At 43.3% G+C, this 22454-nt stretch carries 23 protein-coding genes and 1 riboswitch; of the genes, 13 read left to right on the forward strand and 10 right to left on the reverse strand.

Annotated features, from left to right (window positions below; all coding sequences use genetic code 11):
- Positions 1-249 precede the first annotated feature (249 nt).
- Entirely contained in the window at positions 250-693 is a 444-nt protein-coding gene (locus tag B3V56_RS01645; protein ID WP_289281866.1) for a DUF3465 domain-containing protein, read from the forward strand.
- The gene (locus B3V56_RS01650; RefSeq protein WP_289281867.1) at positions 693-1229 is read left to right on the forward strand and encodes a DNA-deoxyinosine glycosylase; all 537 of its coding nucleotides are present in this window, start codon (positions 693-695) and stop codon (positions 1227-1229) included. The genes B3V56_RS01645 and B3V56_RS01650 overlap by 1 nt, the downstream gene beginning before the upstream one ends.
- A 40-nt stretch (positions 1230-1269) precedes the next feature.
- Here the strand turns inward: B3V56_RS01650 and B3V56_RS01655 are convergent, their stop codons facing one another.
- From B3V56_RS01655 to B3V56_RS01680, 6 genes are all read right to left on the reverse strand, one after another.
- On the reverse strand, positions 1270-2718 hold the full coding sequence (locus B3V56_RS01655) for a catalase (RefSeq protein ID WP_289283911.1): 1449 nt from the start codon (positions 2716-2718) through the stop codon (positions 1270-1272).
- A gap of 228 nt (positions 2719-2946) precedes the next feature.
- Positions 2947-4392 carry a sulfate adenylyltransferase subunit CysN gene (gene cysN / locus B3V56_RS01660; RefSeq protein ID WP_289281870.1) on the reverse strand — a complete coding sequence of 482 codons (1446 nt, stop codon included), beginning with the start codon at positions 4390-4392 and terminating at the stop codon, positions 2947-2949.
- Positions 4393-5295 carry a sulfate adenylyltransferase subunit CysD gene (cysD, locus tag B3V56_RS01665; RefSeq protein WP_286305515.1) on the reverse strand — a complete coding sequence of 301 codons (903 nt, stop codon included), beginning with the start codon at positions 5293-5295 and terminating at the stop codon, positions 4393-4395.
- Positions 5296-5307: 12 nt separating this feature from the next.
- Positions 5308-6006: a phosphoadenylyl-sulfate reductase gene (locus B3V56_RS01670; RefSeq protein WP_289281871.1), complete on the reverse strand. Its 699-nt coding sequence runs from the start codon at positions 6004-6006 to the stop codon at positions 5308-5310.
- On the reverse strand, positions 6003-6233 hold the full coding sequence (locus tag B3V56_RS01675; protein WP_289281872.1) for a sulfurtransferase TusA family protein: 231 nt from the start codon (positions 6231-6233) through the stop codon (positions 6003-6005). The genes B3V56_RS01670 and B3V56_RS01675 overlap by 4 nt, the downstream gene beginning before the upstream one ends.
- Positions 6221-7021 (reverse strand): sulfite exporter TauE/SafE family protein, encoded by an 801-nt coding sequence (locus B3V56_RS01680; RefSeq protein ID WP_289281873.1) that lies wholly within the window; start codon positions 7019-7021, stop codon positions 6221-6223. Before B3V56_RS01680 ends, B3V56_RS01675 begins: the two co-directional genes overlap by 13 nt.
- A gap of 104 nt (positions 7022-7125) precedes the next feature.
- Between B3V56_RS01680 and cysB the strand changes: the two genes are divergently transcribed.
- The 7 genes from cysB to B3V56_RS01715 all read left to right on the forward strand — a co-directional run bounded on the left by cysB (position 7126) and on the right by B3V56_RS01715 (position 13020).
- Complete coding sequence (cysB, locus tag B3V56_RS01685; RefSeq protein ID WP_289281874.1) at positions 7126-8052, forward strand: HTH-type transcriptional regulator CysB; 927 nt, start codon at positions 7126-7128, stop codon at positions 8050-8052.
- Positions 8053-8145: 93 nt separating this feature from the next.
- Positions 8146-8715, forward strand: coding sequence for an SRPBCC family protein (locus B3V56_RS01690; protein WP_289281875.1), 570 nt, complete (start codon positions 8146-8148; stop codon positions 8713-8715).
- A gap of 87 nt (positions 8716-8802) precedes the next feature.
- A complete protein-coding gene (locus B3V56_RS01695) occupies positions 8803-9117 on the forward strand; it encodes a hypothetical protein (RefSeq protein WP_289281876.1) in 315 nt (104 codons plus the stop codon).
- A gap of 73 nt (positions 9118-9190) precedes the next feature.
- Positions 9191-9294, forward strand: a riboswitch (TPP riboswitch).
- Between the two features lie 66 nt (positions 9295-9360).
- The gene (locus B3V56_RS01700; protein WP_289283912.1) at positions 9361-11424 is read left to right on the forward strand and encodes a TonB-dependent receptor; all 2064 of its coding nucleotides are present in this window, start codon (positions 9361-9363) and stop codon (positions 11422-11424) included.
- A gap of 51 nt (positions 11425-11475) precedes the next feature.
- Positions 11476-11733, forward strand: a complete 258-nt coding sequence (locus B3V56_RS01705; RefSeq protein WP_286305523.1) for a YkoF family thiamine/hydroxymethylpyrimidine-binding protein — start codon at positions 11476-11478, stop codon at positions 11731-11733.
- A 12-nt stretch (positions 11734-11745) separates the two neighbouring features.
- The gene (gene pnuC / locus B3V56_RS01710; protein WP_289281878.1) at positions 11746-12357 is read left to right on the forward strand and encodes a nicotinamide riboside transporter PnuC; all 612 of its coding nucleotides are present in this window, start codon (positions 11746-11748) and stop codon (positions 12355-12357) included.
- The gene (locus B3V56_RS01715; RefSeq protein WP_289281879.1) at positions 12358-13020 is read left to right on the forward strand and encodes an HAD family hydrolase; all 663 of its coding nucleotides are present in this window, start codon (positions 12358-12360) and stop codon (positions 13018-13020) included.
- On the opposite strand, the gene B3V56_RS01720 is transcribed toward B3V56_RS01715, so the two are convergent.
- From B3V56_RS01720 to mtnA, 3 genes are read right to left on the reverse strand one after another with little or no spacing between them, the layout of a single operon-like run.
- Entirely contained in the window at positions 13013-13921 is a 909-nt protein-coding gene (locus tag B3V56_RS01720) for a hypothetical protein (RefSeq protein WP_289283913.1), read from the reverse strand. The genes B3V56_RS01715 and B3V56_RS01720 overlap by 8 nt on opposite strands.
- A 14-nt stretch (positions 13922-13935) precedes the next feature.
- A complete protein-coding gene (locus B3V56_RS01725) occupies positions 13936-14610 on the reverse strand; it encodes an SDR family oxidoreductase (RefSeq protein ID WP_289245212.1) in 675 nt (224 codons plus the stop codon).
- Positions 14610-15665: an S-methyl-5-thioribose-1-phosphate isomerase gene (gene mtnA / locus B3V56_RS01730; RefSeq protein WP_289281881.1), complete on the reverse strand. Its 1056-nt coding sequence runs from the start codon at positions 15663-15665 to the stop codon at positions 14610-14612. The genes B3V56_RS01725 and mtnA overlap by 1 nt, the downstream gene beginning before the upstream one ends.
- Positions 15666-15767: 102 nt before the next feature.
- Here mtnA and B3V56_RS01735 point away from each other — a divergent pair, with 102 nt between their 5' ends.
- From B3V56_RS01735 to hpnC, 4 genes are read left to right on the forward strand one after another with little or no spacing between them, the layout of a single operon-like run.
- A complete protein-coding gene (locus tag B3V56_RS01735; RefSeq protein ID WP_289283914.1) occupies positions 15768-17090 on the forward strand; it encodes a TRZ/ATZ family hydrolase in 1323 nt (440 codons plus the stop codon).
- A complete protein-coding gene (ubiG, locus tag B3V56_RS01740) occupies positions 17087-17794 on the forward strand; it encodes a bifunctional 2-polyprenyl-6-hydroxyphenol methylase/3-demethylubiquinol 3-O-methyltransferase UbiG (protein ID WP_289281884.1) in 708 nt (235 codons plus the stop codon). The genes B3V56_RS01735 and ubiG overlap by 4 nt, the downstream gene beginning before the upstream one ends.
- A gap of 1 nt (position 17795) precedes the next feature.
- Complete coding sequence (locus B3V56_RS01745) at positions 17796-18449, forward strand: HAD family hydrolase (RefSeq protein WP_289281885.1); 654 nt, start codon at positions 17796-17798, stop codon at positions 18447-18449.
- A 10-nt stretch (positions 18450-18459) separates the two neighbouring features.
- A complete protein-coding gene (gene hpnC / locus B3V56_RS01750) occupies positions 18460-19338 on the forward strand; it encodes a squalene synthase HpnC (protein WP_289281886.1) in 879 nt (292 codons plus the stop codon).
- 8 nt (positions 19339-19346) lie between these two features.
- Here hpnC and B3V56_RS01755 read toward each other — a convergent pair whose 3' ends face one another.
- Positions 19347-21491, reverse strand: coding sequence for a fatty acid cis/trans isomerase (locus B3V56_RS01755; RefSeq protein WP_289281887.1), 2145 nt, complete (start codon positions 21489-21491; stop codon positions 19347-19349).
- Positions 21492-22454: the final 963 nt, after the last annotated feature.

The following is a 22454-nucleotide window of genomic DNA, read 5'->3' on the forward strand; positions in this document are numbered from 1 at the left end:
TAAATACCAATATCTATATTGATAAATTCATTAATACCGCGTCATTACTATCATTTAATGCAACCATGAAATATACGGTTATTGTGTGGCATTGTTGATGACTTTTTCATTGTGCGCGTCATTTTCAGTATTCCATTTGATTTCATCTTGAGACTTCTAGTCAGATGCTTAAGTGTTATCAGAGTGGGCTCTTTGTCATTGATAAAAATCGTTATACTGACGCATTTATCGCTAAACAGGGTTCTTGGCATGTCTAAAGCAAGCCGACAAAAACAGCGTTTATGGCTGGTTATCGCTTTCGGTTTTTTAATTTGGGGGGCCAGTCATTATCAGCCTCACCAGCAAAACGTTAATAAAGTTGATACAGCATCGATCTCATCACTTTATCAACAACAGAAAAGTGACGTTTTAGTTGAAGTAAAAGGGACGGTAAGTCGGATTCTAACTGATGATAATAAAGGCAGTCGTCATCAACGTTTTATCATTACCTTGCCGGATAAACTCACGGTATTGATTGCTCATAACATCGATCTTGCACCTCGCATTGACTCTCTGAACGTGGGTGATGAAGTACATATTTTTGGTGAATACGAATGGAATGACAAAGGTGGCGTCATTCACTGGACGCATCATGATCCTGCCAACAAACACCCTCATGGCTGGATTCGCCATAAAGGTCAGCTATATCAATAATGTCTGAGAATCTAACGCGCTGTTATAGCTTTCCGCCCATTGCAGCAACGTCTGCAAAAATCCTGATCCTCGGGTCCATGCCAGGTGCAGAATCATTGCGTCAGCAGCAATATTACGCCCACCCTCGTAATGGCTTCTGGCCAATTATGGAAAGTCTGTTTGCTATCTCGACATCATTACCGTATCAACAACGCTGCGAACAACTCACCCACCAACACATAGCGGTATGGGATGTATTAAAAGCCTGTGAAAGGCCAGGCAGTCTGGACAGTAATATTGCACCGGATTCCATTGAAGCTAACGACTTTAATGCCTTTTTTCGGCAACACCCGAATATTCATTCTGTATTTTTTAATGGTGGCAAAGCTGAGCAAATTTATATGAAATCTGTTCTGCCAACGTTAGATAAAATATGGCAAAAAATACCAACAGAGCGCTTGCCATCCACCAGCCCAGCCCATGCAGCTTTGTCATTAGAAGAAAAACAAACCATATGGCTTGAACAGCTAAGTAGTGTAAAAAAGACTAATCAATAGAAAAGGGGCGTGTTTCACGCCCCTTTCATTTCAGACTAGATTAAGCCTTTAGTGCAGCTGCTACTCTGGCAGCATAGTCCGGGTCTGCTTTTTCAAATTGAGCCAACATACGCTGCTGAATAGATGCATCACACTGTCCAAGACCACCAGCAATATTGTCTGCTAATTGCTGTTTCTGATCCTCACTCATAATACGAAACAAATTACCCGCCTGCGTGTAATGATCATCTTGATCTGTATCAAACCGATCTAACCAAGCACCAGCCTCAACTGGCATAGCAGGTTCCGCTACACTTGTATCTGGCTTAGGCGCATTATCACGATCATTAGGGAAGTAGTTAGCCCCACTCGTCTGATGATGATTACCGCCAGCAGGACTTAACCCCGCCATCGCCCCATCACGCTGATAATGATTAACCGGACATTTTGCCGCATTAACAGGTAACTGATTGTAGTTCACGCCAACCCGATAACGGTGGGCATCCTGATAAGCTATCAGCCGTCCTTGCAACATTTTGTCAGGTGATGAACTGATACCGGGTACAAAGTTACTCGGTGCAAAAGCGGCTTGCTCTGTTTCAGCAAAATAATTGTCTACATTGCGGTTAAGCTCCAGTTGCCCGACCTCAACCAAAGGAAATTCATCATGTGGCCATACTTTGGTTAAATCAAACGGATTGATCTCAGCATCCCGCGCTTGTTGCTCCGTCATAATCTGTATTTTGGCTGTCCAGCTCGGGAAATCACCGCGATCAATAGCTTCCACTAAATCCTGCTGTGCTCCATGAGGATCAGCCACTGCAGCTTCCTCGGCTCTCAGTGTTTTGATGCCTTGATTAGTTTTAAAGTGCCATTTAAACCAAAACCGTTCGCCCTTATCATTCCAGAAACTATAGGTATGTGAGCTATAACCATTCATATTGCGGTATGAAGCAGGAATCCCGCGGTCAGACATCAAAATAGTCACCTGATGTAATGCTTGTGGGTAATTAGCCCAAAACTCATAAGCCATTCTTGGGTCAGGCACATTAGTACGCGGATTCTTTTTTTGTGAATGAATAAAGTCTGGAAACTTACTCGGATCACGGAGGAAAAACACCGGCGTATTATTGCCTACCATGTCGTAATTGCCCTGCTTAGTATAAAACTTCACAGCGAAACCTCGTGGGTCACGGGCATAATCATGTGAGTCCTGGCCACCACCTACGGTTGAGAAGCGAACAAAGACCTCTGTTCTCTTACCTTCATTCTGTAAGAAATCCGCAATAGTGAGATCTTTTAAGCTTTTTGTGAGGGTAAAGGTTCCGTAAGCCCCGGTACCACGTGCATGGACCACGCGTTCAGGAATTCTCTCACGGTTGAAGTGAGCCAATTTTTCGAAGGTGTAGTGATTGTCATAAGTCAAAGGTCCTCTTGGTCCGACACTGATACTATTATCATCATCAGCGACTGGGGCGCCGGCAGATGTCGTTAAAATTGTTTTGGTCATCGTTCTATCCTTTCTGCTGCAAATCATGTTAGGCAAATCAATTGCACACAACAGAGTCTATGGATTTTCAATAGATTTGTATAATTGTTTATTATTTAATTATTGATTGATAAAATCGATTTATATAATTAATGACACGTCAGTCTGAAACTCATTTCACTGTCGCTTAGACATAAAAAAAGCCAGTCAGCAAATACTGACTGGCTTTCTTGAACCACTTTTTGTGAATTATTTGAGAAGTTGACTCAAATCTTTCGCATCCCAATGAGGGAAATGTTTACGAATGAGTGCATTCAACTCCATTTCAAAGGCAGAGAATTCACCTTCAGCGACCACTTCGTGATTACTTGATACCGCATCAGTAATCATGCCAGCACCAATCGTGACATTGGTCAGGCGATCAATGATGATGAAGGCCCCTGTAGTCCGGTTGCGTTTGTACGAATCAAACACAACGGGCTTGTTTAATGAAAACTCACATAAGCCGATTTCATTCAGTTTCAATTCACTGGCTTTATTGTGCTCAAGCGTGTTGACATCAATTTGATAATCAATGCCCGTTAACGCACCACCTGCATCATTGACACCCACTTTGATGCTGTATTGCTTGTTTGGCACCAAGGGTTGTTCTGTCATCCACACGACCATCGCTTTAAACTGGCTTGAGACATGTGGTTGGTGATGATTACTATGTACAAGCATGTCACCACGACTGACATCGATTTCATTTTCTAATGTGACGGTAATCGCTTCGCCAGGCACGGCATGATCCAAGTCACCATCGTAAGTGACAAGCGCCTTCACTTTACTCTCTTTACCCGATGGCAATACGGTGATGTCATCACCCGGTTTTAAGATACCCGATGCCAAAGTACCGCAGTAACCACGGAAGTTCAGATTAGGACGATTCACAAACTGAACCGGGAAACGCATATCATCGAAGTTCGGATCTTTATCTACATCGACGGTTTCCAGGATTTCCATCAGGGTTTGCCCTTGATACCAACCCATTTTCTCACTGCGATTAACCACGTTATCGCCCACCAACGCTGACATAGGCACAAAGTGAATATCTTCCAGTTCTAATTCTCGTGAGAATTCAGTGTAATCATGGCGAATATTATCAAACACTTCCTGACTATAATCCATCAGATCCATTTTATTGATAGCCACAACTACGTGTTTAATGCCTAATAAAGAGGCAATAAAACTGTGTCTGCGAGTTTGTGTTTGTACGCCATAACGGGCATCAATCAGGATAACCGCTAACTGACAACTGGATGCACCTGTCGCCATGTTACGTGTGTACTGCTCATGTCCTGGTGTATCGGCAATGATGAACTTACGTTTCGTCGTAGAGAAATAACGGTAAGCCACATCGATTGTGATTCCCTGCTCGCGCTCGGCTTGCAAACCATCAACCAACAACGCTAAGTCAACCTGTTCGCCGGTAGTACCAGACTTGGCACTGTCACGCGTCACGGCTTCCAATTGATCTTCGTAGATCATTTTCGAGTCATGCAGAAGGCGGCCTATCAGCGTACTTTTACCATCGTCCACGTTACCGCAAGTTAAAAATCGCAACATCTCTTTATTTTCATGCTGCTTCAGATACGCTTCGATGTCTGTGGCAATCAGGCTATCTGATTGATATGAACTTGATTCAGTAGTCATCTAGAAGTAACCCTCTTGTTTTTTCTTCTCCATAGAACCCGCTTGATCGTGATCGATAGCACGGCCTTGACGTTCAGATGTCGTTGTCAGCAACATTTCCTGGATGATTTCAGGCAAAGTATCTGCAGACGATTTCACGGCACCTGTTAGTGGGTAACAACCCAAGGTACGGAAACGGACTTTTTCCATGCGCGGCTCTTGGCCTTCAGGTATACGCATACGATCGTCATCGACCATGATGGTCAAGCCGTTGTAGTCAACAACCGGACGTTCTGCTGCATAATAAAGTGGCACAATTGGAATCTGTTCCAGATAAATGTATTGCCAGATATCAAGCTCAGTCCAGTTGGATAATGGGAAGACACGGATGCTTTCGCCTTTATTCACTTTACTGTTATAGATGTTCCAGAGTTCCGGTCGCTGTGCTTTTGGATCCCAGCGATGGTTCTTATCACGGAAGGAATACACACGTTCTTTTGCACGCGATTTTTCTTCGTCACGACGTGCTCCACCAAAAGCGGCATCAAAACCGTATTTCGTCAACGCCTCTTTCAAGGCATCGGTTTTCATAATATCCGTATAGCGAGGGTGATCGAATGGGTTGATACCCGCTTCTTTGCCTTCTTGGTTGGTATGTACAATCAGTTCGAGACCCAGCTCTTTAGCCTTTTCATCACGAAACTTGATCATTTCCTTAAATTTCCAAGTGGTATCGATATGCATCAATGGAAATGGGGGTTTACCAGGCGCAAAAGCTTTCATAGCCAAGTGCAACATGACGGCGGAGTCTTTACCAATCGAATACAGCATTACTGGATTCTCAAACTCTGCTGCCACCTCACGCATAATATGGATGCTTTCAGCCTCCAATTGCTTTAAGTGTGTTAATTGTTTTTCAGTCATTATCTTTCTCGGTTAGTTAGATTTGACATGCAAGCCGCATTCTTTATTTTCAGGATCTTCCCACCACCAGCGTCCGGCACGAATATCTTCGCCCATGGTGATGGCTCGTGTACAAGGCGCACAACCAATACTGGCGTACCCCTCATCGTGTAAGCTGTTATAAGGCACGTCGTAAGCTCTCAAATACGCCCAAACGTTACCATTCGACCAATCGGTCAATGGACTAAACTTTTGTAATCCGTGATCATCATCCCACTCTGATACAGGCAGTTCTGATCGTGTTACAGATTGTGAACGACGCATACCCGTTATCCAGGCTTTTTTGCCAGATAGAGCTCTGTTTAACGGCACGACCTTTCTAATACCACAACATTGTTTTCTTAATTCGACACTATCGTAAAAGGCGTTTGGTCCATTATGAGTCACAAACGACTCAACATCCGCCGTGTTAGGGAAATACACCTCTACTTTTTTATCGTAGTGGCTGTTTAATGTTTGCATGAGCTCATAGGTTTCTTTGGGCAAACGGCCAGTATCCAGAGTGAATATGTCGATGCCTGGCGCATGCTTACAGATTAAATCCATCAGAACCATATCTTCTGCACCAAAGCTGGTCGCCAGCGTTGCAGGCAAATAGTTCTGCTCAATGTCTTTTAACACTGCAATCACAGCATCAATTTTGGCGGCTAAAGCCGGTTTTATTTCACTCATTGTTTTCTTCTCACACGAATTGTTGTGGTTAATCCCTCTGAAGAGGTGATCGCACACTCCTGTCCATCCTGAGACAGACTATTAAATACTTCATCAACCGCATCCCCCGTATTGACAAGCAAATCTACCGATTCCTCTATGTCAATGTGTTTTAATGCTTCACGGGCTTTGATGTAATGCATAGGACAGCCAAACAGGGTCAAATCCACCAACGTTATATCAGACATTTTATGCCCACCAATACCAGTATTACCGCTAATAATGGACGCATTACCTGGTCTGAAATACGCACCCCAAGATGGGTGCCGATAAAAATGCCAGGTAATGAGCCGGCTAATAAATACATCAATAATGTCCAGTCTACTGTACCAACAGCTGAATGCCCGAGGCCTGCAACAAAGGTAAGTGGCACAGCATGAGCAATATCTGTAGCGACAATTTCTACCCCTCTCAGACGAGGATATAAAAACAATAGAATGACAGCACCTAGCGCACCAGCTCCTACAGATGATAATGTCACCATGACACCTAAAAGCGCACCTGTTATGACCGTAATCATTGCTTTATTTAGTTCGTTTTCACGAATATCGTAAAGCACACTCACAACGGGGTGGTTTTCCTTGGAGCGTAATAATCTTCCTAAAGGTGCTTTTAATAATAAAGCACTGGATGTCAGGATCAGTGCTACACCGAGCACTTTAGTAATCAATTCATTATGATTGCCATCATGCATCCCTGTGGCATTCATAAACCATAGAGTAGCTAATGTTGCCGGAATACTCCCCGCAGCGAGGCGCCAGACCACATACCACTTTACGACCCCATGTCGCCAATAAGACCAAATACCACCCGCTTTGGTGATAGCAGCAAATAATAAATCCGTACCAACCGCAATAGCGGGTTGTACATGAAAGATAAAAATGAGGATGGGCGTCATTAAAGACCCGCCTCCTACACCGGTCATGCCGACCATGATGCCGACAAACAGTCCAGCAAGAAGAAAGCCCCATTCCATCTGTTTTACGCCTTGTATGTTACGAAAATGCTGACAAGTTTACCAAAGGAGAATATTCTATCAATGAATATTATTTACTATCTTTATAAGAAAAACATATATAGATGAAAATTCAGCAATTAAAGTATGTACGTGAAATTGTACGTAGAGGCCTCAGTATCTCGTCAGCAGCGAATGCATTACATGCATCACAACCCGGTGTCAGCAATCAGGTGCAGCAGTTGGAAGAGGAGCTGGGTTTACAAATCTTCGAGCGTCACGGCAAACGCTTGACTGGCATTACGCCTATTGGTCAATCAGTTATCGAGATGGCAGAGCGCGTTTTGCAGGATGTGGAAAATATCCGTCAGTTAGTGGCAGACAGTAAAACAGAACAATCTGGCACCTTGTCTATAGGCACCACACATACTCAAGCTCGTTATGCCCTACCTAGTGCGATAAAAAAGTTCTCTGAACGCTACCCGAATATACATTTGAACATGGTGCAGGGCACGCCGACTGAGGTAGGTGAAATGGCGGCTACCGGAAAGGTTGATCTGGCAATAGCCACGGAAGGCCTGGCTCAATTCGAGTCGCTCGCTATTTTGCCATGTTATGAATGGAATCGTTGCGTTGTTGTTCCGCCAGAACACCCCTTATTATCAGTGAAAAAATTGCGACTGGAAGATATCGCCCAATATGAAATTCTGACTTATGTGATGGGTTTTACCGGTCGCGCCAAACAGGATCAGGCTTTTATTGAAAAAGGTCTTCATCCCAATGTCATTTTCACTGCTACCGATGCAGATGTGATTAAAACCTATGTCGAGCTGGAGATGGGTATTGGCATTATCGCCAGTATGGCATTTGATCCGGATAAAGACTCCCCGCTTCAGGCATTGGATGCCAAACATCTATTTCCACCGAGCGTTACACATATGGGTATTCGCAAAGGCAGCTATCTTAGAAGCTATATGTACGCCTTTATCGAGTTCTTTGCTTCACACCTCAATCGAGCAGCGGTGGATAAAGCCATTAACCATCAAGGATAAATTCACATTCCCTCAAGGCAAACACCATGCTAACTTAGCACCTTGCTGAAAACAGCAATCAAAATAACTTAAGAGAAATATCAGGATAATAGAATGAAAAAATGGTTAAATTTAATAGTTGTTTCACTGGCGTTTTTGCCTGCACTTGTGTTTGCACACGGTGCGCCTCGCCTCCAAGTTGAAGAGAGCATTGTCATCAATGCTGCCCCAGCGACTGTCTGGCAAGCCATCAACGATTTCGGTAAAGCAGAAGCCTGGATTCCCGTTGTTGAATCAACAGAATCTGAGGGTGGTAATGCACCAGGAGCGACTCGCACTCTCACATTAAAAGGTGGCGCCACGATTTCTGAAAAGCTCAAAAAGTATGATGATGAAAAAATGAGCTTTATGTATCAAATTACCGATATCAGTAGTGCTGGAGAAGTTGATGACCATGGTGAAATGCATGAAGTACCAGCGTTTCCTGTGAGCAAATATAAATCATGGGTCAGTGTTGAAGCGACTGATGGTGGTTCAAAAGTCACTTGGTTAGGTAAGTTTTTCCGCGCTTATCACGGTAATGGACACCCACCCAAAGAGCTGGATGACGATACGGCCAAGAAAGCTGTAACGGGTTTATATCAATCCACACTCGCTGACTTGAAAACTAAGTTAGAAAAATAAGTGAAAAAAAAGGCATCTTCGGATGCCTTTTTTGTATGCGCTGCATTCTCTAAACTATGCTGATACAGACTAAAAAAGATAACAGCCGTGAATGCCTCCATTGAAAAGATCAAATCGCTACTTCAGCAAACCCTAGCAGAGCTTCCTCCCTCTCAACACCATCTGATTGATGAAGTGTTCAAAGAATTATCCACTCTCAGTCAGACTCTGTCTGGCTCTCAGAACGATGAGCCTCAGCCTATCATCGATAAAACTACGGGTTGTTATCAATTTGAAGGGGATAACGGCTTTTATTGTCCACAGTGTTTTGATAATCAACAACGCAAAGTGTTGACACAACGAATCAACAGCAAACTCCGGATTTGTACCGAGTGCCGAAGTAGTTTGAAACGTTTGAATTAAATACCACTGAAGCTGGTAATAATTGCCGCACTCTTTTAAAATAACGCTATCTCACTAGCAGCAATTGTGATGTGAATTTGCCTCGGGGTGGCGAAAGCCTGAGATGCTTCTCATAAAGCGGACCCGACGAACCTGATCCAGTTAATACTGGCGTAGGGACAGGCTGAAATAGATCTTTCTCTACACCGAATTGGTGTCTCTCGATTTATTCCCCTGTCCTTTTTGATTCAAAAAAGGATAACCATGAAAGCAAAAACACTGGCTATAGCCATAACAACGGCTATGACATCTCCCATGATATGGGCTGAAGTGACGCCTGCTGACTTACCCTCCATGATCGTCAGTGCTGACTTTCGTCCGAACGATGCTCATGACACTCCGGTGAGTTTAACCACGATTAATAAAGACACTATTGATTCTCGTGGTGCTCAACATATCGAAGATGTGCTCAATCTCGCACCTAATGTTAATGTCTCTAGTGGCGCCTCACGCGGACAATTTTTTCAGATACGCGGCATAGGTGAGCGTAGTCAATTCTCGGCGCCATTAAATCCCTCTGTTGGTTTGTTAATTGATGGTATTGATTTCAGCCGTACAGGTGGTGCAGCCACATTGTTTGATATCGAGTCCGTAGAAATTCTCAGAGGGCCACAAGGTACCAAGTTTGGGACAAACGCATTAGCGGGTGTCATCAATATGCAAAGTACCGAGCCGACTGATGAGTTTGACTTACATTTTGAAACAGGTATCGCTGAATATAACACCCGTAATGTTGGTCTTGCTGTTGGTGGTCCACTTATTGACAATACGCTGTTAGGGCGTTTTTCGATTTATAGCCACCAGTCAGATGGCTATATGGACAATGATTATTTAGGTAAAGATGACACACAAAATCAGGATGAAGTTACGGCTCGTGGTCACCTAAAATGGCTAGCGACAGATAATCTCACATTTGATTTGAACTTCCTGCATCTCAGTATTGATAATGGTTATGACGCGTTTACTCTTGATAACAGTCGCAACAGTATTTCAGATCAACCCGGTAAAGATACTCAAAACACGAACGCTATTTCACTCAAAACTGATTATCGCGCTAACAGTAAAGTACAGCTGCAAAGTAATCTAACTTACGTAAACTCAGATGTTACTTATAGTTACGATGGGGACTGGGCTAACCCAGCGTATGATCCTGGTGTATTTACTGCGACAGAGGATTTTAATCGTAAGCGTGAGAATTATTCTGTTGAGTTAAAAGCGCTTTCTAATGAAGATGGTCGCATCTTTAATAATTCAACAGACTGGGCGATCGGCGCCTATTTTCTGTCACAAGATGAAGATTTGCACTTAGTCTCAGACTATACAGGTTTACTTAAAAATGAATATGAAACCAAAAATACAGCCTTATTTGGTCAGTTAGACACTCATCTAACAGACAAACTGACTTTTATAAGTGGATTACGTATCGAACATTTTGAAGCGGACTATAAAGACACTAATGCGATTGACCTTCACAGTAGCGATAATTTATTTGGCGGCAAATTAGGCCTGAATTATGAGATTAATAGCGACCATATGGTTTATACCTCTTTATCTAGAGGCTACAAGTCGGGTGGCGTGAATAATAATGATAGTCTGCCTACAAACCAGCTTAAATTCGATGCCGAATATATGTGGAGCCTTGAAGCCGGTTTGAAATCTTATTGGCTAGAAGGTGACCTGATTACTAATGTTTCAGCCTTTTATTCACTCCGTCGTGATGCTCAAGTGAAGAGTTCTGTGTTTGTTGGTGGGGGTGAATTTGAAGACTCAATTGCCAATGCTGCTAGAGGCAGAAATATGGGCATTGAGGCAGATGCAGACTGGCAGGTTAATGACAGAGTGGGCATCTTCGCTTCTTTAGGCCTATTAAGAGCTGTGTTTGATGAATACGATAATCCAGATTTAGGTAGCTATAATCCTGAAGGTCGCCAGATGGCTCATGCGCCAAAATATCAATTTAGTCTAGGTACGGATATTCAGTTAGCTACTAACTGGACTCTACGGGCGGGAATGGAAGGCAAAGATGAGTTTTATTACTCCAATAGCCACGACTCCAAATCAAGCTCATATGTCATTTATAACGCCAGCTTACAATATCAAAAAGAGAACTGGAAAGTCACATTATGGGGACGCAATTTGTTCGATAAAGACTACTACACTCGAGGTTTTTATTTCGGCAATGATCCTAAAGATGGTTATGCCGATCACACCTACACTCAATACGGTGATCCACGTGTTGTTGGCTTAACATTAAGTTACGACTATTAATATCTAAAGAGGGCTTTAAAGCCCTCTTTTTTACTACTTAAGGAAGAAGATATGCGCGTCTCAGTTGATATCAGTTTATACCCTCTGACTGAACAATTTGTCGAACCGATTCTGGCTTTCATCAAAAAGCTGGAAGATAACCCAAAACTAAATATTTCACGGAATAACCTAAGCACACAAATCTTTGGTGAATACCGTGATGTGATGGATGCCATGGATAGTGAAATTGAAGCGGTGTTTGAACAATTACCGCACAGTGTGTTTGTGTTGAAAATGATCGGAAACGATCGTTACCACGTAGAAGATTAAACGAGTTCTCTGATGATAGATGCCGCAATCAATGGTCTGCTGGCCTTATCCGCTTGGGAAGTGACCGCCGCATTACTCGGTATGGCTTATGTCATTCTGGCGGCGCGTGAATCACAGTGGTGCTGGCCAATGGCGTTTATCAGTACACTCATCTACACCGTGTTATTTTGGGAGGGTCAGCTTCCCATGCAAGCCCTGCTCAACTTCTATTACATGGGTATGGCGATTTATGGCTTCGTTTTATGGCGACAACATCAGCAAAACAATGATGAGTTAGTCATTCATAGCTGGTCATTGAATGCCAATTTACAATTCATCGTAGCAGGCGTCGTGATTAGCTTTTTAGTAGCTTATTACCTGGATATCAACCAAGCATCACAGCGTCCGTACCTGGATGCTGGCATCACCGTATTTTCTGTGATGAATACCTGGTTGATGGCCAGAAAAGTCCTGCAAAACTGGTTTTATTGGATCATTATTGATGCTGCTTCCGTCGTGTTGTATTACCAGACGGGTTATTATGCAACGGTTGTCTTGTTCTCAATCTACACTGTGCTTGCTACCGTTGGTTTCGCCAACTGGATCAAGCTATATCGTCAACATCCACTAGCTCAGACTCACTAAATGCAAGCGGTTATTTTTGATATGGATGGGCTGCTGATTGACTCAGAGCCCTTTTGGAAACAAGCTGAGAGACGTGTATTTTCAGCCATAGGTGTTGAAATCACCGATGCACTGTCTGCCAAAACAATGGGCATGACGACGCGTGAAGCCACTGAGTTCTGGCTTGAACATGCAGGCTTGTCGCTAAGTCAGGATTCAATGGAACAAGTCGAAAATGATGTGATCGATGAAGTTGCCTCATTAACCGCTACCAAAGGTCAGGCTCTACCCGGTGTACATAACTTGCTGGAAGAACTCAAACAACACCGACTAAAAATTGGTCTGGCCACTAACGCTCCGGCACGTCTCGTTCCCGTCGTATTAGAGCGGCTAGATATCACGGCATTTTTTGATAATTATGTCGCCGATGATGATGTTGAACAGGGCAAACCCCATCCCGCCATTTATCAACTAGCGCTACAGCGCATCAACGCAAAAGCTGATCACACCCTCGCATTTGAAGACTCTGTCACGGGTATGACGGCCGCAATAGGCGCAGGCATCCGTACTGTTGTTGTACCTTCAGCAGCCAATTATCACTTACCACACTATGATGCCGCCGTATTAAAGCTGGAAAGCTTGAATGGGCTGGCACTCGAAGAACTGCATGATTTATTTAGCTAACATTATCGCTAAATAAATCAAACAACGGTGGCTGCTCTAACCATTGGTACAGATTGCACTCACCCAAAACATTCATCAAAAATAACAATACGCGGTAACTCAGACGACAAGCTGAAAGGTCAGGAATGGGTTGATACTGTGTGTATATTTCGACAAAAAGCTTGGCATGTTGTGGGCTGAGTAAATATTCCAGTAACACCCACTCGAGTTCACGCGGCGCTCTGACAAAGGCATCTAAATCCAAGACGGCTATGGTCCCATCATCACACTGACGCAGTTGATCCCAGCGAAAGTCTGGCATGATCGGCACAAACTGCTCTGGTGACAGTGTTCGACATTGTCCATAACTCATTTTTAGTATGTCAGCTGGGATCGGAATACCATTGCGATCTGATAATAACTGAATGGTCTGTTCCAGCCTTATAGGCCAATCATTTGCACTAAATATGGGCTTTTCAATGCTGCCCCATTTTGTAGATAGGTGTTGATGTAATTTGCCCCAGTGATGGGCAAGCTGAGTTACAGTAGTGTTATCGATCTGATTTGCACTCAGATCCACACCTTCAAGATAACGAACCAAGACATAATGCCCAGCCTGTTCAGCTACCACCTCAGGAACGGCAAACCAGCCCTCGCGTTGCAGAAACTGACTGATAGATTGCGTGCGCCCTAAAGAGTTTGGAAAATCGAGCTGAAACAGATGGTTTATTCCCAGCCAAAACATGGAGTCTTGCACTCGTTGCTGATGGCAGACCTTTAAGATCATCTTGCCATCCGCGGTGTCACACTGCCACAACTGATGGGTACTATCAGGAAATTGTGCTTCCAAGGCGACTGCCGGCGCAAGTAACTCCGGCAGACTCGCTTGCTGCTGTCGGCTCAGTTCAGGGTAGAAATACATCTAACAACACAACTTTACCAAGGCAATATTTCACCATTCGTGTGCCAGAAGGTGCCACTGGTTTCGAGTGATAATTCTTCCATACGTTGGATTAGACCTGCTGCTGATTCATCGGGATCAATCAAACCACCATGGCCGGTCATATCGGTACGTACCCAGCCTGGATGTAAAATAGCTACAGCAATGCCCTTGGGTTTCAAGTCAATCGACAGAGATTTCCCGGCAGCGTTCACGGCTGATTTAGACATGCGGTAGGCATAACTTCCGCCTGAATCATTATCATCAATCGAGCCCATACGACTAGTAATAATGCCGACTTTACTCCCTTGTCCCAAATGCTTAAGTAGTGCTTGTGTGGTCAGTAAGGGGCCAAGACTATTCACACGATACATTCTGACAAAGTCATCAATCGCCTCTTCATCGATTTGTCCGAGCCCAATCCCACCGGCAATACCAGCATTATTGATTAGCCAATCTATTTTTCTACTTCCTAATGACTCAGCCAGTTTAGCCAAGCTTTTGGGCTGACTCACTTCCACATCCTCAATGACTTCGACATTTAAGGCGTTTAATTCAGATGAAGCTTTGCGGCAGGTTGCAATAACATGCATCCCTTTTTCTTTAAGCTGACGGCAGAGTTCCAATCCAATCCCGCGGTTACTTCCTGTCACTAGTGCTGTTTGCGTCATTATTTGTCCTCCTTTTTTAGTTGCTGCATTTTTTCTTTTGATGGATTACTGACCACGCCCTCTTCCGTCACAATGGCATCAATTAACGATGCTGGCGTGACATCAAATGCCGGATTCGAAACAGGCACCTCTACCGGCGCAATGGCATGCCCACCTATTTCTGAGACTTCAGAACTCATGCGTTGTTCAATCGGAATCAGGTTACCGTTTTCGAGCGACCAGTCAATTGTTGTCGTCGGGGCGACCACCATCACTTTCACACCATGATATTTCGCTAAAACAGCTAACGAATATGTACCGATTTTATTGGCTGTATCACCATTTGAAGCAATCCTATCAGCACCGACAATAACCCAGTCCAAGCGGCCACTAGCCATCAATGCGCCAGCAGCCACATCAGCTTGCAAGGTCATCGGAATGCCTTCTTGCATGAGCTCCCATGCCGTTAACCGACTACCTTGCAACCATGGCCGAGTTTCATCGACATAGACATGCTCAATTTTGCCATCCAGGAAGCCCTGACGAATAACGCCTAATGCTGTGCCAAAACCCGCCGTGGCAAGAGCCCCCGCATTACAGTGCGTTAACACGATACTGTCATTATCCAGCAAATCAGCACCATACTGCCCCATGGTTCTATTTGCTTTAATGTCTTCTTGGTGTATGCGATCGGCCAGCGCCAACAAAACTGGTTCAGGTGATTCATATTTAGACAATGTAGCGCAGGCTTGTTTCATACGCTCAATCGCCCAAGATAAGTTCACCGCCGTCGGCCTTGAGCTTGCCAGTCTTTTTAGTGCTGGTTCCACAGCTTCTTGCCAGTTTTCACCTGCACTGAACCAGGCTTCTCTTGCCGCTAATACCACAGCATAAGCCGCAGTGACACCAATAGCCGGCGCTCCCCGCACCACCATTAATTTAATGGCTTCTGCCACGGCATCAGAATCATGGTAAGTCAACCAGTTCTCGGTATGGGGTAATACACGCTGATCAAGCAAATGGAGTTGTTCATCACGCCATAAGATGGGTTCAATTGTCTGTAATAATCTGGTCAAAACAAGCTCCTGTCATGCTTGATGAATCTTTGTTGTGATTAGTTTGTCATGATAAATGTTTAGAATAGGTTTTCATTCAGCTCAACGGTATAATCGAAGTCTATGGAAAATGTCGATCTGATCATCAATGCACGCTGGGTAGTTCCAGTAACAAAAGACCAAACCGTGTTAGAAAACCACGCCATCATTGTCAAGGATGCACGTATTGTAGCGCTTCTGCCACAAGAACAGGCAAAACAGCTTTATTCTGCAAATGTTATCCATGATCTCAGTGAGCATTGTTTGATTCCCGGTTTAATCAATAACCATGCGCATACACCCATGTCATTGTTTAGAGGCTTAGCGGACGACTTACCGTTGATGACCTGGCTCAATGAGCATATCTGGCCGGCAGAAAATGCCTTTGTCAGTGATGCCTTTGTTGAAGCAGGTAGTGCACTCGCCATCGCGGAGATGATACGTGGAGGCACGACCTATTTTAATGATATGTATTTTTTCCCCGATGCTACGGCTAGAATCGTGGATAAATCAGGTATTCGCGCCAGTCTGGGCATTGTTGTCATTGAGTTTCCTACAAACTGGGCCAGCTCAGTAGAAGAATATTTGCATAAGGGGCATCAACTACACGATCACTATCGTCACCACCCTCGAATCAACACCATTTATTCGCCGCATGCGCCTTACACTGTGGCAAACAAAACTCTGGAACAGATCATTACCAATGCCGAAGAAATGGATATGCCCATCAGTATGCATATTCATGAGACTGCCGATGAAGTTGCCCACAGTTTGAAGGAATATGGCGTAAGGCCGCTCGAGCGTTTGCAACACATCGGACTACTTTCTCCAAGGCTGCTTGCTGTTCATATGACACAGCTAACCTCCGATGAAATAAAGTGGTGCGCTGAAGCGGGTGTTCACATCGCTCATTGCCCTGAATCAAATTTAAAATTGGCTAGTGGATTTTGTCCGGTAGCTGAGCTGCATAAAAATGACATCAATGTCACTATTGGAACAGATGGTGCAGCATCTAACAATGATCTGGATATGTTTGCAGAAATGCGACAAACCGCTTTATTGGCTAAAGCCGTGGCGGGTGATGCAGCAGCCGTACCAGCACACGCGGCCTTAGAAATGGCGACGATAAATGCAGCAAAATCATTGGGAATGGAGCAAGAAATTGGCTCACTCGAAGTAGGCAAACAAGCTGATATCGTTGCTGTTCAGTTATCAGATATCGAAACACAGCCGGTTTATGATGTGGTATCTCAGCTGGTGTATGCCAGCAGCCGTGATAAAGTCACTGATGTCTGGGTGGCTGGTAAACAATTATTAAACTCACGCCAACTTCTGACATTGAATGAAACAAAAGTTATTCAAGACGCCCAACAATGGGCAATCAAAATAGGATCACAGAGTCAATGAGCCAAACTCAAGCAAATGTCGACTTAAATGAAGTAGCAAAATTTGATGCTTTAGCATCAAGTTGGTGGGACCTGGAAGGTCAATCAAAACCGTTGCATGATCTGAATCCAATTCGTTTAGCTTACATTGCAAAACGAACAACATTGTCAGATGCCAATGTTATCGATGTGGGCTGCGGTGGCGGCATCCTTTCTGAAGCTCTGGCAAAAAGTGGGGCCAATGTGACCGGTATCGACATGGGTGAGATGCCGTTGAATATCGCCAAACTCCATGCATTGGAAGCCGGGCTGACCGTTAACTATCAACATATCACAGCTGAAGAAATGGCTAGCCAGCAGCCTGAACATTATGATGTCGTCACCTGTCTTGAAATGCTGGAGCATGTCCCAGATCCAGCCTCTATTATTCAAGCATGTGCCGATATGGTGAAACCCGGTGGTGATGTCTTCTTTTCGACATTAAACCGTCACCCTAAAGCCTATCTTCTGGCGGTATTAGGAGCTGAATACGTTATGAAAATGTTGCCGAAAGGCACACATGACTACAAACGCTTTATTCGCCCAGCTGAATTATCTGCTTGGTGCCGACAAGCTGGGCTCAAGACCAAAGATATCACTGGAATGAATTACAATCCTCTGACTCGACAGTTTAGTCTTGGCAGCGACGTAAAGGTCAATTACCTCATCCACTGCAAAAAAATCTAATATGCCAAAATACGATGCTGTGTTTTTTGACCTGGATGGCACGCTGGTCGATACCGCCCCAGATTTAGCTTATGCACTTAATCAGGTACTAGCTGAACATCAAGCCCTCTCGCTTTCATTGGAAACCATCCGTCCAGTCGCGAGTGATGGAAGTCCAGGACTGATTAAGCTAGCTTTTGGCCTAACACCTGACGCTCCTGAATATCAGTCAATACAAGCACGATTTATTGAACTGTATCGTTTGCATATCACTCGTGAATCCAAGCTCTTTAATGGCATGGATAACGTTATTCAAACGATCGAAAAGACAGGTTCAAAATGGGGAGTGATTACTAACAAACCTGCATTTCTCACCGACCCTTTGATGCAAGCATTAAGCCTAAGTGGGCGGGCAAGTTGTATTGTCAGTGGAGATACCACAGCCCATAGCAAACCTCACCCAGATCCGATGCTATTTGCATGTAATGTAGCTAAGGTTAAGCCTGAAAACTGTTTATATATCGGTGATGCTCAGCGCGATATTGAGGCAGGCAATGTTGTGAATATGGACACGCTCATCGCCCATTATGGCTACTTAAAAAGTACTGATCGACCTGAAAGCTGGCAGGCCAAAGGCACGGTTTATAAACCGGAAGAAATCCTGAACTGGATTTAACTCTCACGTTATGGCATCGAATAAAGACTTGGTTGCAGCGTATGATTTTTGCTTAACACTTGCAAAGTCTCACTACGAGAATTTCCCGGTCGCCTCAGTTTTGCTTCCCAAGCGCCTAAGAAACCCCATTGCTGTTATTTATGCTTTTGCACGCACTGCAGATGATTTTGCTGATGAAGGCCATCTCACCAAAGCTGAACGGATAGCGAATCTACAAAGCTATCGCACAAATCTGACTGCAATAGATCACAGAAAATATACCGGCAATGATCCAATCTTTATCGCGCTTGATGATGTCATCACGAAGTTTCAGTTACCCATCTATTTATTTAATGACTTACTGTCAGCTTTTATGCAGGACGTTGTCAAAAAACGCTATCAAACGATGGATGATGTTCTGGATTACTGTCAACGCTCTGCTAACCCAGTTGGTCGTTTATTACTGCATTTGAATGGTCAGCCCACTCAACAGCAGTTGAGTGAATCTGATGCAATTTGCACATCTTTGCAGCTAGTTAATTTTTATCAGGATATTCTGCAAGATAAAGCAGAGAACGACAGAATATATCTTCCTCAACAAATGCTTGTCGAAGCAGGACTGACTGAGGATGACATTACTTCCACAAATAGCCGGAAATTAGCTCCCCTGCTTCGTCACCTATTTCAACAAACTATGAATACCATGAATGAAGGTATTGAGCTTGGTAATGCTATTCAGGGACGATTGGGCTGGGAAATCAGAGCAATGACTTTAGGAGGAATAGAAACATTAAACACATTAATGGCTCAAAATGATGACAACATTTTGAGTCGACCAAGGTTGACTCGCACAACACAACTTAAAGTTTTATTATTTAGTCTGTCAAAAAACTATTTGAAACGTCACTAAGATCTTATTTACAGATTCTCATAGCGGTTTGCATCGAACACACCGGCATCAATTGGATTTTGCTCTCGTTGCCATTGAGTGAAATCATGAAAGATTTGCCAAAACTTTGGATGTGTTCTACGCACACCCCAATTCTGAACTAAGGCATCAAATGCTTCTTCAGATTTCGCTTCCATTAACGATTTCTCAAAGACTTCCAATTCATCTGTTTCAATATCAAAGATAAAATTAGGATAACTACCAGCAATACCAGGATAGACCGTTAGACTGTCTTTTTCAGGCTTATAGCGTAATGACTCACCAAAAAGAAAGGCCACATTACTGTGGTAACGATTACGAATTAAAGAATATACTGTTCTTTCACCACCATGCTTCACTCGTATAAAAGTCAGTTCAGGTAAGAACTGAAGCCCCGACGTCTCCACAAATGAAGCGTTCGTTAATCGACTTAACCATGAATCAGCCTTTTGTTTCCAATCTGTCTGAGACATCCTGAAACAATGCTGATTTTGACAACGATTGATAGGATCATTTTCAGCCGCATTAACCTGACTAAACTGTGTCAAGAGTCTATTAGCCAGTTCGTTTTTAGTATCATCAGAGGAAAATGTCTCTTCCGTTCTGATATCAATATCAAGCGGCGCGTATGTGAAGTAAGTCTTTACCGCCCCCATTCCCTGATACCAATCATTTAAGACCGATTTGCGTTTGTCTCGTGGTAATAGTCGAAGAAAGTTATGCTCTGCCCCATTACGGATTAGGTCAAAGTAAAGCCGTGTTTGAAGCTGATGAGCTACATTGCCAAACAAATCAAAATTAACAACTAATTCATAATATGTTCGTTCAAACAGCGGAAAATCCATCCACCAAAGTGTTTGAGGAACCTGCCCGACCATGCCTCTGACAACACTGGCATTATCGAAGTGTCTGAACACAGTTAAAAAAGCATTGGTATTATCCCCGTCCCCATCCCAAATCGCTTTAGTCGAAGTCCAGTTTAACGGTGCATCTTGATAATGCTGATCTCGTAAAGATAAATAGGCATTGCGTTTATCTTTATATTTATCCCAGTTTTCTTTCGTTTCTGTCAGGTTATCATCTTGTCCAGGCAAGCCAAGGAGTGGCTCTACTTTTTTTCTGTATTTAGCATCTGTGATGAAAAGATCCTTGGCCGGATCTTGATACATGACCCAAAATTGATCACGAATGACATCTGTTGCTATTTGACCTCGACATACAGGACCGCGGATAAAAGTACGTGTGAAATATTCAGCATGATCAAGTAAGAATTGATAGCGTGCTTTTGCTGGTATAGCGGAAAAAGTAACAAAGGGATTAGCTCGAGCTTCGTAGTCGTAGCCAGGTAATATATCGACATCCCATTTATCAGTGAAAAAAAGTTTTTCTATATGCTTCTTGAGCTTGTCATCAAACAAAAGTGTTATATGCCGTTTATGAACAGTAATACCTTTGACTAATCTCAGTCGATAATAAATCGGATGTTCAGGCTCAGAGTTTGGTAGACGCGTTTTTACGATAGAAATTGGTTCACCAGGCGGTGAATAGGATCTGACCAGTTCAAAGAAATGTGTGTTGTCTTGCTTACCATCAAAGTAGAGATGAGCCAAAAATAAATGCTCATATAACCACCGACTAACCAGTTTACGTTGATTTGATGTTTGATTAAGATACGATTCCCATTCTTCTATGGACGAAATCTCATTTTTATTTAACTCAACCTGATCCTCAGAAACCTTAGCACCTTGATATAACCATCCGCTGATTGTTGAAAACTGATCATCTGTCAAACCTGATACTGCAAAGGGCATGCCTGTAAGAGGATAACTTTTTTCATACTCAGAAATGTTATCGACGGTAGGGCATTGGTTTTCGCGACGAATACTAATATCAAGTTCTTCTGGTAATTTACTATTGTCTTTAAATTGATGAGTTTTACCCAAAGCTAGCATTCGATATAACAATGACGCCTGAGCATTTTGACCAGAAAGTATTGAATAGAAACCAGCGTTACGCCATTCTTCTTCTGAATTGGCGTCTGTAAACAGCCTTGTCGGAACTATAGGCTCTTGCCTTGTTCCGTCATAAGCATTTAATTTTGTTGCACCACGTAGGAACCCCTCTGTTGATTCCATTTTCAATTGACAGGGCGCATCAAAACAGCCGTGACAAACGACGCATTTTTCCTCAATGATTGGTTTAATATCAGAAGCGTAATCAACATCTGTTGCGAGTGGAAGGGGAAGAGTACTATTGAATTCTAGCTCTTGGCTATCGTCTGAGCATGCTGTTATTAAGCAGGCGATAAAAAAGTAAATCAGTGTTTTGTACATCAATCGCCTTGCTTGATTTCAATATTATAAAAAGCATATTTTACTTCAATTTAGTGACAGACTGGTTAATGACTAAGATGTATTTTGGCTATATAGAAGATATAACAGACACTATTATTATTTCTAAGCTTTGTTTGAATAATAAATTCATAAATCCGAACATGATGCTTTGATAAAAATCTGGAGCTAGCACAGGATAAGTATATCTAAGTGCTAAGTTACCTATTTTTGAGATAACTACCTTGTTTGCAGAGCTAAGAGCAAATCACTTAACAACGACAAGTGACATCATTGACTTCATCTATAGAACATACTATTCACAGTTTACTAGGCAGCTTTAGAACCAACAAATGAGCCGTTATTGTGCAGTTTTGTGATGCGTCGCTACGGTCAAATAAACCTTCAAGCGTCAGAAGAGGCTCCGGATGGTCGTCCATAAAAACACCCAACTTATTTGTTATATCAATGGAATGGATGGACAGCATTCTGGCAAAGCAGGTGGTATTAACTGTCACCTATTCATGTAGATCATCTTTTAAACAGCAGGTAATTCAATGCCTGGCCGTTATTTACATGGATGTCATGTATGCCGATAACGCAGGAGCCGTTATCGGTGAACTACTTTGATGAAGTGCCTCCCTGCACTTCACCCTTCGGGCAGCTATCGCTGTCCATTTTTGTTCCTGACAAAAATGTCACATGGGGTGTTGCCATGTTCAGGTGAGGTCAATGCAAAACTATCAGATATAAAAAAAGCCCATCCGT

It is taken from the genome of Methylophaga sp. UBA2513 (assembly GCF_002341285.1).
GTDB lineage: Bacteria > Pseudomonadota > Gammaproteobacteria > Nitrosococcales > Methylophagaceae > Methylophaga > Methylophaga marina.